14 protein-coding genes are annotated in these 14554 nt (G+C 45.7%); 2 read left to right on the top strand and 12 right to left on the bottom strand.

Annotated elements, in window-relative coordinates; translation table 11 throughout:
* Positions 1–69: 69 nt before the first annotated feature.
* The 9 genes from mltG to AB4Z08_RS14265 all read right to left on the bottom strand — a co-directional run bounded on the left by mltG (position 70) and on the right by AB4Z08_RS14265 (position 9171).
* A complete protein-coding gene (gene mltG / locus AB4Z08_RS14305) occupies positions 70–1122 on the bottom strand; it encodes an endolytic transglycosylase MltG (protein ID WP_441574428.1) in 1053 nt (350 codons plus the stop codon).
* Positions 1123–1256: 134 nt separating this feature from the next.
* Positions 1257–1616 (bottom strand): preprotein translocase subunit SecG, encoded by a 360-nt coding sequence (secG, locus tag AB4Z08_RS14300; protein WP_441574427.1) that lies wholly within the window; start codon positions 1614–1616, stop codon positions 1257–1259.
* A 12-nt stretch (positions 1617–1628) separates the two neighbouring features.
* Positions 1629–2939: a hypothetical protein gene (locus tag AB4Z08_RS14295; RefSeq protein WP_441574426.1), complete on the bottom strand. Its 1311-nt coding sequence runs from the start codon at positions 2937–2939 to the stop codon at positions 1629–1631.
* 35 nt (positions 2940–2974) lie between these two features.
* Positions 2975–3496, bottom strand: coding sequence for an LPS assembly lipoprotein LptE (lptE, locus tag AB4Z08_RS14290; protein ID WP_441574425.1), 522 nt, complete (start codon positions 3494–3496; stop codon positions 2975–2977).
* Positions 3497–3520: 24 nt separating this feature from the next.
* A complete protein-coding gene (locus AB4Z08_RS14285; protein WP_441574424.1) occupies positions 3521–4756 on the bottom strand; it encodes a sigma-54 interaction domain-containing protein in 1236 nt (411 codons plus the stop codon).
* A 56-nt stretch (positions 4757–4812) separates the two neighbouring features.
* A complete protein-coding gene (gene miaB, locus AB4Z08_RS14280) occupies positions 4813–6225 on the bottom strand; it encodes a tRNA (N6-isopentenyl adenosine(37)-C2)-methylthiotransferase MiaB (protein WP_441574423.1) in 1413 nt (470 codons plus the stop codon).
* Positions 6226–6410: 185 nt separating this feature from the next.
* Positions 6411–6914 carry a hypothetical protein gene (locus tag AB4Z08_RS14275; protein WP_441574422.1) on the bottom strand — a complete coding sequence of 168 codons (504 nt, stop codon included), beginning with the start codon at positions 6912–6914 and terminating at the stop codon, positions 6411–6413.
* Between the two features lie 106 nt (positions 6915–7020).
* A complete protein-coding gene (locus AB4Z08_RS14270) occupies positions 7021–7800 on the bottom strand; it encodes a (Fe-S)-binding protein (protein ID WP_441574421.1) in 780 nt (259 codons plus the stop codon).
* A gap of 57 nt (positions 7801–7857) precedes the next feature.
* Entirely contained in the window at positions 7858–9171 is a 1314-nt protein-coding gene (locus AB4Z08_RS14265; protein WP_441574420.1) for a 4Fe-4S dicluster domain-containing protein, read from the bottom strand.
* Between the two features lie 126 nt (positions 9172–9297).
* On the opposite strand from AB4Z08_RS14265, the gene AB4Z08_RS14260 reads away from it, so the two are divergent.
* The gene (locus AB4Z08_RS14260; RefSeq protein ID WP_441574419.1) at positions 9298–9795 is read left to right on the top strand and encodes a phosphoribosyltransferase family protein; all 498 of its coding nucleotides are present in this window, start codon (positions 9298–9300) and stop codon (positions 9793–9795) included.
* 6 nt (positions 9796–9801) lie between these two features.
* Here the strand turns inward: AB4Z08_RS14260 and AB4Z08_RS14255 are convergent, their stop codons facing one another.
* Both AB4Z08_RS14255 and AB4Z08_RS14250 read right to left on the bottom strand, forming a co-directional pair.
* Positions 9802–10740: a DUF2279 domain-containing protein gene (locus AB4Z08_RS14255; protein WP_441574418.1), complete on the bottom strand. Its 939-nt coding sequence runs from the start codon at positions 10738–10740 to the stop codon at positions 9802–9804.
* Positions 10741–10865: 125 nt separating this feature from the next.
* Positions 10866–12590, bottom strand: a complete 1725-nt coding sequence (locus AB4Z08_RS14250) for a phospho-sugar mutase (protein WP_441574417.1) — start codon at positions 12588–12590, stop codon at positions 10866–10868.
* A 124-nt stretch (positions 12591–12714) separates the two neighbouring features.
* Between AB4Z08_RS14250 and AB4Z08_RS14245 the strand changes: the two genes are divergently transcribed.
* Entirely contained in the window at positions 12715–13368 is a 654-nt protein-coding gene (locus AB4Z08_RS14245; protein WP_441574416.1) for a protein-L-isoaspartate(D-aspartate) O-methyltransferase, read from the top strand.
* A gap of 79 nt (positions 13369–13447) precedes the next feature.
* Here the strand turns inward: AB4Z08_RS14245 and AB4Z08_RS14240 are convergent, their stop codons facing one another.
* The gene (locus tag AB4Z08_RS14240; protein WP_441574415.1) at positions 13448–14545 is read right to left on the bottom strand and encodes a redoxin family protein; all 1098 of its coding nucleotides are present in this window, start codon (positions 14543–14545) and stop codon (positions 13448–13450) included.
* Positions 14546–14554: the final 9 nt, after the last annotated feature.

The raw sequence follows: 14554 nt of genomic DNA, 5'->3' as shown, positions 1-14554 counted from the left end.
GCAATGATCATCTGCTATGATCTCGCCACAAATCCGTAATTCGTAATTTATAATTCGTAATTCTCAATATTAGAATCCTCGTTTATTCAGTTCTGCCTGGTATTTTCTGGCATTTACCAGGTGCTCTGCATAGGTGGCTGCAAAAGCATGATATCCTGAGAAGTCGGATCTGGCACAGAAATAAAGATAATCTGTTTCCGGTGTATTTAAAACGGCGTTCAATGTCTTCTCTGATGGGGTACAGATAGGTCCGGGAGGGAAGCCTTCATAACGGTAAGTGTTATACGGAGAGTCGAACAGGGTATGATTCTCCCGTATCCGTTTCAGACCGAAATCCTGCAATGCAAACTTCACGGTAGGATCTGCCTGCAGGCGCATGCCTTTACGGAAGCGGTTCAGGTATACGCTGGCAATCAGTGGCTTTTCGTCATTTTTATTACTTTCTTCCTCCACAATAGAAGCCAGGATGGTGACCTGGTTTTCTGATAATTTCAGTTTATCTGCCTTTTCTTTTCTTTCCGGTGTCCAGAATTCTTCTCTTTCTTTTTCCAGCTTCTTGAATACCGCTTCTGCACCGGTGTTCCAGTAGAATTCGTAGGTATTGGGTACTACCACACACATCACGGTGTTAGTATCCAGGCCAAACTGGCGGAGATATACTGCATCGTGCATCAGGGAGCGGAGCACGCCGGAATCTGCTTCCAGGTTGTTACTCACTTTGCGGACGAAATCGTCTTTGGTGCGTAATTTATTGATGACCAGTACAACGGGGGCTTGTTTGCCGGAGCGCAGCAGCCGGGCAATGTCAAAGTTGCTCATTCCTCTGCTGATCTTATAGCGACCGGCTTTTACGCGGGCAGGATAGTCCAGCTTCTGCGCCACCCAGTTGAAACTGTTGCGGTTGCGTATGATGCCTTGTTCTTCCAGGCCATCGAGCACGTTGTCATAGGTGCTGTTGGTGCGGATGTAAAAATATTTATTATCGCCAAAAGCTTTGGTATTCGGACCAAATACGCGGTAAGAGGTATATACCAGCGCACCGGCAACCAAACAGCCGGCAATGACCAGTGTCCGTCTTATCCAGACAGCTTTTGTGCTGGAAGGTTTGCTTTTTTTAGCCATAGATAGTATTGGACGTTACAATTAAGCGAAAGCGGTGATAAAGTCAGGTTTTTCAATATACTCCGTCAGTCGCCATGAAAAAAAACCTCGCTTTTAACGGCGAGGTTTCAAATATTATTATTCCGATAAGATGCTTATTTGCCGGGAGTCGCTGGAGCAGGAGCCGGGGTAGTGCCTGGTAACTGCTGAGCAGGAGGAGCTTGTACCGGTGCACCAGCACCTGCTCTTTCAACCGCACTAGGAGCCAGGGTTTGAGTTGCTTTACCGCCTTTTCCAATGAAGAAAGGAGCAGTGAGGCATAATACAGCGATCAGTATCGCCAGGATCCAGGTACCTTTTTCCAACACGTCAGTTGTCTGACGCACCCCAATCACCTGATTTCCAACACCACCAAGAGCGCCGGAAAGTCCGCCACCTTTAGGGTTCTGGATCAGCACGAAGAAGCCCAACAACACACAGGCTAATATGATCAGGATACCAAAAATTATCAACATAGAAATTACTATTTATTTTTTGTCTGTTAGTGACTTTAATTCTAATATCTTTTGCGCAAAATAAGCGTTTTTGTCGGGATTAAGCAAACTTAATTTTTGATATATCTTAATCGCGTTGGTGTATTGGTGCTGACGAACCCAGATCTCCGCCAGTGTTTCAGATACGATATCATTGTTAAATACAATAGAGTCCATGGCCATTTTCTCTACTGTTTCAGAAACTTCCGGTTCGTCTTCTTCTTCGTAAATGCGGTGTAATTGCTGGTGATACCAGTCTTTGCTGGTTTTTCCAACAAAATTATCTTTCATTTGCCGCAGCCAGGAAGTAAAGCTTTTCATTTCAGCAGCACCCTGTTCATTCAGGTCGTCTGCCTCCTCCGGATTTTTCAGTCTTTTGTAGGCAAAATAATCATCTGTATACAGGGGTTGAAAGATCAGTTCTGTTTCTTCCACTCTTTCTGACAAGGGGAATATTTTAATCGGCCCCATGGCAGCTTCCACTTCTTCATCGGCGCCAGTAGGGCTGTTTTCCGCTGCAGCAGCGATGACAGGCGGTGCCGGCATGTTGGGCGAAATGGTAGGTTCGATGCCTGCCGGTTCAAAATCTGCTATAGCAAGAGGCATTTCTTTTTCCATAATAGTACTGCCAGGCAATTCTGTTGGGATTGTTACCTCAGTATCAGCAGTGGGAGCTGCTTCCGGCAGATCTGTTGTTACTTCCGCAGCTGAAGCAGCTTCCACTTCAGGCACATCTTCCGAAACAACAGCAAAATGATTTTCTGTGGTGGGGTGTACAGCCGCCGCTGCTATGGTGGCTACTTCCTCCTCAATAACGGGTGGTGTGGCAATCGTTGCTTCCCCTGGCAGTTGATCTTCCGGAATAACATCCCGGAGCCGGTCTTCCACTACAGGCAATGCTTCTTCCTCTGCTATTTCATCCGCGATAGATCCGGTTGTATCCGGTTGTGCAGCCATCATCTCCCGGGGTTCGAATCCCTGACTCTCCGCAGAAAGCGATTCTACGGTTTCGCCGGGCAGTGTATCTTCCGGAATAACCGATGCAACACGGTTTTCCACTTCCTGTAATAATTGTTCTTCTGAAATCACCTGATAAGCGTAGTGGTGCTGGTTGGTATAAAGCAGCGCCTTTTTAACGGCGGAACTTTGCAGGTCGCCGGTTTTTTGGTATACCTTTCTGGCCAGCAGCAGGCGGGCAGCAGAAAAATACGGGTGATCCGCCACCAATTGTTCTATCGCCGCTTCATTTACCAAATGAAGAGAGGGTTGTAGAAACACATGCGCTATAATCCTGTTTGCCGTCATAGGTTGCTAATGTAATAAAAAAAACGACTTACACATTACCAGTTGGCAAATGCCCTGTTAAAGATATCATCTGTGATACCCGGAATAATATTGTTTTCGAGCAAGCCATTTTCTACGGTGCTGGGCAACTGGGTGGCCGGGAACTCTGCAGAGCGGGAAAATGATTGGGTAAATCCTTTTTTATCGCCTACCCGCTTGACGAAAGTAACATTTACGGTGACGTTCAAACGGGAGGTAGCTGCCTGGTCAACATTCGTTACAGCCGCATTGGAGAAGGAGTAACCGGTGATAGTAGATTTAAACTCGTAGTCTGCTCTTGGCTCATTTTCATTCACCTGTGTCAGACTGGTTTGAGAAGTGATTTTATCACGCAGTTTCTGCGTCAGCTTCTGGCTTAAGGTAGGGTTGTTAATAGGAGCCCTGTTCTCAATGAAGCGCACATTCACGGTTTTTGCCTCCAGGTCTATACTGGCGCCGGTGGTAGAGTATTTTACACTGCAACCGCTTAATACTGACAGTATGGCTATTGATATAAATGCTTTGATATTGGTAATCATTGTTGTGCTGATATTAAAATTCGTTTATTCGGCGATGTTATATTCTTTGAGTTTGCGGTAAAGCGTTCTTTCAGAAATACCCAGGTCCAGAGCGGCATCCTTACGTTTGCCTTTATGTTTTTTCAGCGCTTTCACAATGAGTTCTTTCTCTTTGTCGGCAATAGACAGTGTTTCTTCTACTTCTTCGTGATGATCAATTTTATTATCTGCTAAGATAATGGGTTGTGCATTACCAAGACTGCTGCTGGGAGGAGTGCTCATTTCTGCGGCAGAAGGATAGCTGTGCAATACATGATTATCTACCGGATACTCTGCGGCATGCGGCATATTGGGATTCTGGAGAATATCGAAAAACATTTTCTTTACTTCTGTTACATCTTTTTTCATGTCGAAGAAAAGTTTGTACAGAATATCCCTTTCGCTATTAAAATCGGCGTTTTGCTGTGGCGCTGCCAGCATAGGCAAGCGGTTTATTTCCGGTTGTTCCGGCAGGAAGCGTTTCAGGTCATTGGCGGTGACCAGCTTATCGGATGATAATACAGAAATTTGTTCCGCAATATTTTTCAGCTCACGGATATTACCTCTCCATGGATAGTTCACGAGTATATTGCGTGCTTCTTCATCCAGTTGTATTGAGGGTGTTTTATATTTTTCAGAGAAGTCTACCGAGAATTTCCTGAACAACAACGGGATATCTTCTTTGCGATCGCGCAGTGCGGGTACGCGGATAGGTACGGTGTTGAGGCGGTAGTAAAGATCTTCGCGGAACTTGCCCTGCTGGGTACGTTCCAGTAAATCCCTGTTGGTAGCGGCTACTACGCGTACATCTGTTTTTTGAACTTTGGAAGAACCTACGCGGATATACTCGCCGGTTTCCAGTACGCGCAGCAGGCGGGCCTGGGTGCCCATTGGCATTTCGCCAATTTCGTCCAGGAAGATGGTGCCGCCGTTAACGGTTTCGAAATAGCCTTTGCGGCTGTCTACCGCGCCGGTAAAAGATCCTTTCTCATGGCCGAAAAGCTCAGAGTCGATCGTTCCTTCCGGAATGGCGCCGCAGTTTACGGCTATGAAAGGATTATGTTTACGCGCGCTGAGGGCGTGGATAATCTGTGAAAAAACCTCTTTACCAACCCCGCTCTCTCCGTTAATTAATACCGTGAGATCTGTATTGGCTACCTGAACAGCCACTTGCAATGCGTAGTTGAGAGCAGGACTACTACCAATAATGCCAAACCTGTTTTTTATAGCCTGAATGTCCATAAGCGGTTATTCATATGTTTGATGGTTAAAAATATAGCCCCGTTATCAGCGGGCTGCTATTGTACGGCTTTTCCTATCAAAGTGCCGGATGTGCAGCTTTCCACCTTCACCATAACATAATCACCCTTTTTAAAGTTTTCTTTTGGAAAGACGATTACCTTATTCTGATCATTACGGCCAAAAAGCTGTTCATCGGAACGTTTGGAAGTGCCTTCTGCCAGTACACGGAAGGTTTTTCCTACTTCTTTTTCCATGGTGGCCTGTGAATGGCCACGGTATAATTCCACTACTTCTGCCAGTCTCCTTTTCTTTACGTCTTCCGGAATATCGTCCTGGTAGCGGCGTTCCGCGAGGGTGCCGGGCCGTTCAGAATAGAAGTACATATAAGCCAGGTCATAGTGTGCAAACTCCATGAGACTAAGGGTATCCTGGTGATCTTCTTCTGTTTCTGTACAGAAACCGGTAATAATATCGGTAGAAAGACCACAATCAGGAATCAGTTCACGTATACGGGTTACTTTTTTCATGTACCATTCACGGGTGTACGTGCGGTTCATAAGTTGCAGGATACGTGAGCTGCCGCTTTGCACCGGCAGGTGAATATAGTTGCAGATGTTATCGTACTTCAGCATGGTGAAAAGTACTTCATCTGTAATGTCTTTAGGATGTGAGGTGCTGAAACGCACTCTCAGTAAAGGATTGATCAGTGCTACTCTTTCCAGCAACATGGCGAAGGTCACTGTTTCGGAGCCATCATCACTGTTCCAGTAGTAGGAGTCTACGTTTTGGCCCAGCAGGGTTACTTCGCGGTAGCCGTTTTCAAACAGTTCTGTTGCTTCCTTTACGATGGAGTAAGCGTCGCGGCTGCGTTCCCGGCCGCGGGTAAAAGGTACCACGCAGAAAGTACACATATTATTGCAACCCCGCATGATGGATACAAAAGAGGTGACGCCGTTGTTATCAAGTCTTACCGGGCTGATATCACCATACGTTTCTTCCCGGCTTAATAAAACATTCACTGATTTCTGACCTGATTCTGCTTCTGCGATCAGGGTGGGGAGACTGCGATAGGCATCGGGGCCTACTACCAGGTCCACCAGTTTTTCTTCTTCCAGCAATTTGCCTTTAATACGTTCGGCCATGCAGCCTAAAACGCCTACCAGCATACCTGGCGTTTGCTGTTTTATTTTCTTGAATTCGGTTAAACGTTTACGTACGGTTTGTTCTGCCTTTTCGCGGATAGAACAGGTATTCAGCAGGATCAGGCTGGCTTCTTCCGCGTTGCGGGTAGGGCCATATCCTTCTGCTCCAAGTATGGAAGCAACAATTTCGCTATCGTTGAAATTCATTGCACAACCATAGCTTTCAATGTAGAATTTTTTAGTATATGTTTGGGTGCCAGTCGTTGCCGGAGAAAAGGCTTCTCCCTGGCGACTTTCATCATGCACTTTGGTATCCAGATCAAGCATCCTGACAAAAATTTTGGAAGGCAAAAATAGGTAATAAAAACAACAAAATGACATAATGGCAGAAAATAAGAATTACGAATCAGGAATTACGAATTACGGATCTGTAGGGAGATAGTAAAAGCGCAAACGCTTTTAACTCCACACAGATCCGTAATTCGTAATTCCTGATTCGTAATTCTTATTTTTTATGCCTTTACACCCAGCTTTTTGGCAATCCAGCTGTCTTTCAACGGCTGCAGCCAATGGGTATCCAGTTCCTGCCTGGTCAATACCGTATTATTCAGGTAGATGGTATTTTCGTCTATATAGCCTTTTTCCAGGGCATAGGCTACCTGGGCCATCGGCAACAGCTGTACTTTATCTTTCACGATGAAGCCGAGCAGGAGACGATCAAACATATTTACCTCGTACTGTTTTTCTATACTTTTAATGATTCGAACTGAACTATCTGTGCTGCAACCACTTACGGTTGTCTGTGACTCATCCGCGATCAGCACGATCAGTTGGTTCAGTACTACCTGTCCCCAGCCTTTTACAGGCGCTCCATGTGCGTTCCACTGCGCTGTAAACTGTTGCAGCTGCTCATTGATTTCAAGTGTCTCCTGTTCATTGAACGGTCTGTTGCTCTGGTATATCCACACCCTGGAGGCCGGAGAGAAGCCTGAAGGGAAGATGTTGTTAGTATTCATAATGCAAATTTAAAGAATTACGAATTAGGAATTACGAATTACGGATTTGTGGGGAACATCCACTTATATCTCCCCACAAATCCGTAATTCCTAATTCGTAATTCCATTATTTCATGCTTTGGGCGATTAATTCCGCGATGTCCAGCACTTTTACTTCGTCTTCTTTACCTACTTCTTTTACTCCATCTGTCAGCATAGTCATACAAAACGGACAATTGGAAGCAATCACGGAGGCGCCGGTAGCTACAGCTTCATGTCCGCGTTCAAAATTAATGCGGGTAGTACCTTTTTCCTCTTCTTTAAACATTTGTGCTCCACCGGCACCGCAGCATAGGCCTTTACTGCGGCAACGCTTCATTTCTACCAGTTCTGCATCCAGTGTTTCCAGTACTTTGCGGGGTGCTTCATATATATTATTGGCGCGTCCGAGGTAGCAGGAGTCGTGGTAGGTAATTTTTTTCCCTTTGAAAGTACCGCCTTCCTGCATCTTTATTTTTCCTTCATCAATCAGCGACTGGAGGAAAGTGGTATGGTGAATAACTTCGTAATTACCTCCCAGTGCAGGGTATTCGTTTTTCAGCGTATTAAAACAATGGGGGCAGGCGGTTACTATTTTTTTAACACCGTACATATTCAGCAGCTGTATATTATTCTGCGCCATCATCTGGAAAATGAATTCATTACCTGCTCTTCTTGCAGGATCTCCTGTACAGCTTTCTTCTTTTCCTAAAATGGCAAACTGGATCCCCACCTTATCGAGGATGGTGGTAAATGCTTTGGTGATTTTTTGGGCACGCTGATCAAAACTACCTGCACAACCCACCCAGAAAAGGACTTCAGGGGTTTCTCCGTTTGCGGCATATTCTGCCATTGTTTTAATATGCATTCTGATTTTTTTAAAGTAATACCGAAAATGATGGCGATCGATTAAATAAGGCCGGTGTTATTCGGTGGCCCATTTGTCCCGGTCGTCCATACTGAATTTCCAGGGGGCCATATTATTTTCAATGTTGCTGAACATCCCGGTCCATTCTGCCGGCGCGCTGGATTCTTCCATTACGAGGTGGCGGCGCAGCTGAAGGATGATATCCAATGGGTTAATGCTTACCGGGCATTCCTGTACACAAGCGTTACAGGTAGTGCAGGCACGCAGTTCTTCTTCAGAAATATAATCGCGTAACAATGCTTTCTTATCATCTGTAAAGGTGCCATTTGCTTTAATGTTGCGACCTACTTCTTCCAGGCGGTCGCGGGTATCCATCATAATCTTCCTGGGCGACAACAGTTTACCGGTGATATTTGCCGGACAAGCAGCACTGCAACGGCCGCATTCTGTACAACTATAGGCATCCAGTAAGTTTTTCCAGGTAAGATCCATTACATCTTTGGCGCCAAACTTAGGCATGGTGTCGGATGCAGGTGTGTTGGCAGCCAACTCCGGCTGCAACATCAGCTGTACCTCATGTTGTACTGCCGGCATATTTTCCATTTCACCTTTGGGTTCCAGGCTGGCAAAGTAAGCATTCGGAAATGCCAGTATAATATGCAGGTGTTTGGAGTAGGGAAGATAGTTCAGGAAGGCCAGCACACCAGCGATATGCAGCCACCAGCAACCACGTTCTATGGCTTCCAGCGAGCCATCAGAGAGTCCGTTAAACAGCGGGGTAAACATCCCTGAAATCCAGAATTGTCCCGTTGGAATATAATGAGCAGCGCCCCTGGTCTGTAACGCCTGGTCTGCCGTATCCATGGTCAGAAACAGGAACATCAGCACAATTTCTGTGATCAGGATATAGTTGGCATCCGAACGCGGCCATCCATCCAGATCCTTACTGATAAAGCGTTTCAGCTTTAAAATATTCCTGCGTATCAAAAAGATGGCACAGCCGCTGAGTACCAGTACTGCCAGCACTTCAAATAAGCTGATTAATACAGGATATAAACTGCCTAATACGGGAACGAATAAACGATGTGTGCCCAAAATGCCATCAAGGATGATCTCCAGGATTTCCAGGTTGATGATCAGAAAGCCGGCGTACACAAAAAAGTGGAGCACCGCCACCAGTGGATTACGGAACATCTTTTTTTGTCCAAATGCCAGCAGCAGGAGATTTTTCCATCTAAGATCAGGATGGTCACTCAGGTCTTTATCTCTTCCCAGCAGTATGTTTTTCCTTATCTGTCCTGCTTTACGGGCAAAAAGATATACCGCTGCCCCAAAGAGGATGACAAATAATAATTCTTGTACAATTCGCATTATCTCAGATTTGACTCCCTAATTTATGTCTTTTTTAGCTGTCAGCCATTAGCTGTTAGCATTTAGTGTATTTGATTTTTTTATCAATGGCTAACTGCTAATGACGAATTGCTTATTTTTGCCACCATGGAAAACAGGAATATCATTCTAACGCAGGATATCATTCAAAAGAAAATTGAACGTATCGCTTACGAAATTTATGAACTGAACAGCGATGGTACGGATATCATTTTAGCAGGTATCTGGGATCGTGGTGTAATCATCGCCCATAAGATCGCGGCTATACTGGAACAGATATCTCCCCTGAAAACCCATATTATAGAACTGCACCTGGATAAACAAAATCCGGGTGAAGTAGTGGTGTCTGAAGAAATTGACTTCAACAATAAAGTAATTGTAGTGGTGGATGATGTGGCCAACTCCGGTCGCACCATGTTGTATGCACTGAAACCACTGCTGAAATTTCTCCCCAGAAAAATCCAGACCGCTGTGCTGGTAGACCGCAAGCATAAATCCTTCCCACTGTCCGTTGACTTTGTAGGTTATTCACTGGCAACTACTTTACAGGATATGGTGTTGGTGGAGATGAACGGTGAGGAGATTATTTCCGCCTATTTCGAATAAGCCATCTTAAAAATAGATAGCGTGTGCTTTCATATGCCCCTGCGAATTGATTTCTAAAGTAGGCGCTGGAAACTTGATCATATTTAATACCTGGAACAGGACTTTGATGCCTTTCTTCCGGGTAGGGATTTTGGTAAAGTCTACATCCGGAGATAAATAGAACTGCCGTACACGCTGTAGTTCACTGTAGTCCCGGTAGATGCCATGGGAATCCGTCCAGGTGTTATCCCTTCCACCGATCATGCCCTGTGCGCCATAGCCCACTGCAATATTCAGCCATTTGGGTATCCGGCTGTCTTTATGAAAAGAGTAAAGGTTTACAGACAGCCAATAGGTTTGACCATTATAGTTTTTCAGTGTTCTTTCCCAGTAGGTGGTGCCGAAAAGCTGGTCGGCTTTCTCCTGCAGCACCGGGTCATCGTAACGCTGTGGATGTGCGGAAAATTTTAATTGAATGCGTTGTTCATCCCAGGCTAGTTCCTGGCTGATCAACAGGGCGGAACCTATAGCATTGGCCCCCATATCTCCCCAGGAAAATCCCCATTCGGAAGAATAGCCATCCAGTACTTCAACAACCGATTGATAAGCGAAACCGCTGAGGCCACCTATCCAGATTTGTTTTTTACGGGGAAGTCCCGACCAGCGCCACATTTCACGGCTATATTTTCCAATGAAATAAGCGCTGAAAATATGCCCTGCCTTGTCCATCTGGTTCCATTCCCCCATATCATTGAAATAATGGAACCCTGACCTGGGATAACCTTTGTACCAGGCCGTATTGAGGGCAGCGAGACTTGCACCGTATAACGCCACGGTAGTGCCGCTCAGCAGCCATACATGGGAGTTAACAGTGGTATCCGGAATAGAGAAAAAAGGCACTTTTTTTTGTGCCTTGCTGCACAGGAAGGGCAGCATCAGGATCAGGATAAGCAGTGGTCTTTTCATGCGGGTTAGTGAGAATTACAAATTGGGAATTACGAATTACGGATTTGCGGGTAGATATACGTGAAGATCTTCTGCATTTATCTACTTACAAATCCGTAATTCGTAATTCCCAATTCGTAATTCTATTATTTCAGGTCCATGTCCTGAATAATGCCATTTATTTTCTGATCCAGTTCCGCGGTTACTTTATCATAGTCTGCAGCACTGTTTAGTGGTGCATTTACGCTGAAGTAGAATTTAATCTTAGGTTCTGTACCGGAAGGGCGGGCAGAAATTTTGCTGCCGTCTGCCAGTAAAAACTGCAGTACGTTGGATTTAGGGAGGTCCAGTGCTTTAATATCACCGGTTTTGATGTCCCTGATCTGTTGTAGCTGGTAGTCATAGAGCGTTACTACCGGAGAACCATTGATGGTTACCGGTGGATTTTCGCGGTATCCGCGCATCATTTCGGCGATTTCCTCAGCCCCTCTCATTCCTTTTTTGGTAATAGAGATCAGGCTTTCTTTGTAATAACCGTAGCGTACGTAGATGTCGATCAGCTCTTCAAACAGGGTTTTGCCATGGCTGCGTGCATAGGCTGCCATTTCGCAAATCATGGCTACAGAGGAGATGGCATCTTTATCACGGATATTGTTGCCAATCATATAACCATATGATTCTTCCCCGCCACAGATGAAGTTTTCCTGTGGTTCTTTTCGGCGGATCAGGTCAGCGATCCATTTAAAGCCGGTCAGTACATTGTAGCAGGTGATATTGTTTTTGGCAGCAAATACATCGATCAGATCGGAGGTAACCACCGTTTTGGCGATGTAATCGTTTGGTTTAGCGAGGCCTTTGCGTTTGCGGGCTTCCACGATGTAGTTAAATAACAGTACACCCGTTTGGTTGCCGTTTAACAGGATCCATTCGCCTTTCAGGTCTTTCACGGCAATGCCTACACGATCTGCATCCGGATCGGTACCCAGGAGGATATCGGCATCCAGTTCCTTCGCCTTTTTGAGGCCAAGGCTCATGGCTTCGGACTCTTCGGGGTTAGGATATACTACGGTAGGGAAGTTRCCATCCGGGGTAGCCTGCTCCTGTACGATGTTTATGTTGGTAAAACCATACTGTTGCAGTACCGCAGGCACCTGGGTGATACCGGTACCATGAATGGGGGTATATACTATTTTAAGATCGTGTTGCTGGCGGATAATGTCCGGGTTGATAGAGAGGCTGACCAGTTCTTTCTGGTAGGCTTCATCCACTTCTTTGCCGATGAGGGTGATATTGGTTCCACCGCCGGTCCACTTCACTTCATCGGGGGAGGCGATATTTTCTACTTCACGGATCACATTACCATCGTGGGGAGGCACCAGTTGGGCGCCATCGTTCCAGTAGGCTTTGTAACCATTATATTCCTTCGGGTTATGAGACGCTGTGAGTACCACACCGCCATGACATTGCAGGTGACGGATGGTGAAAGACAGTTCCGGCGTAGGACGCAGGCTTTCAAAAAGAAACACTTTGATGTCATTGGCAGCAAAAACGTTGGCAACGGTTTCCGCAAAGAAGCGGGCATTATTGCGGCTATCATGTGCTATAGCCACCTTAATTTCACCGGTAAAGGTTTTTTTAAGGTAATTGGCAAAACCCTGAGTCGCCATGCCAAGGGTATATTTATTCATGCGGTTGGTACCTACACCCATGATCCCCCGGAGGCCACCGGTGCCAAATTCGAGGTTGCGGTAAAAGGCGTCGTTGAGTTCATCGGGGTTGCCTTCCTGCATTTTCTTCAGTGTGGCAACGGTTTCCGCGTCATAATTCCCGTTGAGCCATTGTGATACTTTGTTTTCAATATTTATATCCATGGTTCTTTTTTTGTAAGCCGTAAATGCTAAAATGGATTGTAAAGTAAAAATAAAAAAACGAATGTTGGAAATTACAGATTCCAAAATACATTGAAAATCGCCCGTAATGGTTAATTTTGCGGCCATGAGGCGGTATGAAGATACTTATAAACAAAAAGGATTACGCAAACAGTTAGTTGATAGTATCCGTCAGAAAGGTATTACAGATGAAAATGTACTGGCGGCTATTGGCAATATTCCCCGGCATTTTTTCCTTGATACGGCTTTTGAGAGTATAGCCTACGACGACAGGGCCTTTCCTATCGGGGAAGGACAAACTATTTCACAACCTTATACGGTGGCCTATCAGAGCCAGTTACTGGAAATCAAGCCCTATGAGAAAGTGCTGGAAATAGGCACAGGCAGTGGTTACCAGGCCTGTGTGCTGGCGGAGCTGAAAGCCAGTGTTTTTAGCATAGAACGGCAACGTAAGCTGTTTGACCAGGTAAAACTGTTTCCCTTTAAGTCCCAGTACCCCAATCTCCGTTTATTTTATGGAGATGGTTACGAGGGCTTGTCTACCTATGCCCCTTTTGACAAGGTGCTGGTAACCGCGGCGGCGCCGCATATTCCGGAAAAACTGCTGCAACAGATGAAAGTAGGAGGTAAGATGGTGATTCCGGTGGGCGGACAGGATGTACAGCGGATGTTGCGGATTACCAAGGTCAGTGACACAGAGAACGAGCAGGAGCTGTTCGATAATTTTTCTTTTGTGCCTATGCTGGCCGGAAAGAAGTAATGATATAGAACGATAATAGAAGAGGCGGCATAAAAAGTGTAACATCACTTTTATACCGCCTCTTTCTTTTTTTAAGGCATTATTTTTTTAATACCTCTTCCAGCTTTTTTTCCAGGTCCTCTCCACGCAGGTTTTGCGCAATTATTTTCCCGGTACCATCAATGATAAAATTGGTGGGGATGCCGGAAATGCCAAACTCCAATACCGGATTGCTTTTCCATCCTTTCAGATCAGAAACATGTGTCCAGGTAAGGCCATCTTTGCCTACTGCTTTCAGCCATGCTTTTTTATCGGTATCCAGCGATACGCCCAGGATATCGAAGCCCTGGCTGTGGAAGCGCTGATAAGCTTTTACCACATTGGGGTTTTCAGCACGGCAGGGACCACACCAGCTGGCCCAGAAATCTACGAGTACCACTTTGCCTTTATAGTCAGATAACTTTACGAGTTTGCCGGTAGTGTCCGGAAGTGACATAGCCGGCCGGGCGCCTACACTCATTTTGGCGTGCTTGTTGAGCGCTGCTTTAATAGCCAGCCCGTAGTCTGTTTTTTTCGCCGGATCAGCGAGCAGCTGCCAGGCAGCTGCGGCCTTTTCAGGGTAGGAGTACATAATATACCTTTCCAGCACGATAGCTGCGGATACAGGTGAAGTGGGAACTCTTTTTACAAACGCAGTCACGGTGCTATCCAGTTCATTATCCAGATCAGCGAATGCGGTGGTAACTGCTTTCCGCTCTACGCTGTCTTTATTTTTCTCTGCAGCGCTGGCACGGCCGTATAATTTACCGGCTTTCTGGCGGATGGCTTCCCACTGTTCTCCCCATTCTTTATAGAGCAAATCTGTTGAAGAGCCGGTAACTTTTGCGTCCAGGATGGAATCCTTATGAGTAGCAAACGTGATGTTACTGTTTTCAAGGAACAGTGACCAGCCGCCATTCTGGTGCTCCAGCCATATGGCATATAACTGGGGTGAACTCAATTTACCTTTAAAAGTAAACTTGCCATCTTTCAGCATGGTGGAATCCGGCTTATGATCAGGGAGCATAAACGTATTAAGGTATATTTTACCGGTATCCTGGCCATGGATCACGCCTTTAATCGTATAGCCCTTTCCGTTTTGTGCCTGTACAGAAAGCATACCGGTAACGGCAGCCAGCAGGGCGATTGATTTCTTCATATTAATAAT

It is taken from the genome of Chitinophaga sp. RAB17 (assembly GCF_052114225.1).
GTDB lineage: Bacteria > Bacteroidota > Bacteroidia > Chitinophagales > Chitinophagaceae > Chitinophaga.
The sequence above is the reverse complement of the archived record's forward strand: the minus strand, read 5'-3'. Positions and strand labels throughout refer to the sequence as shown.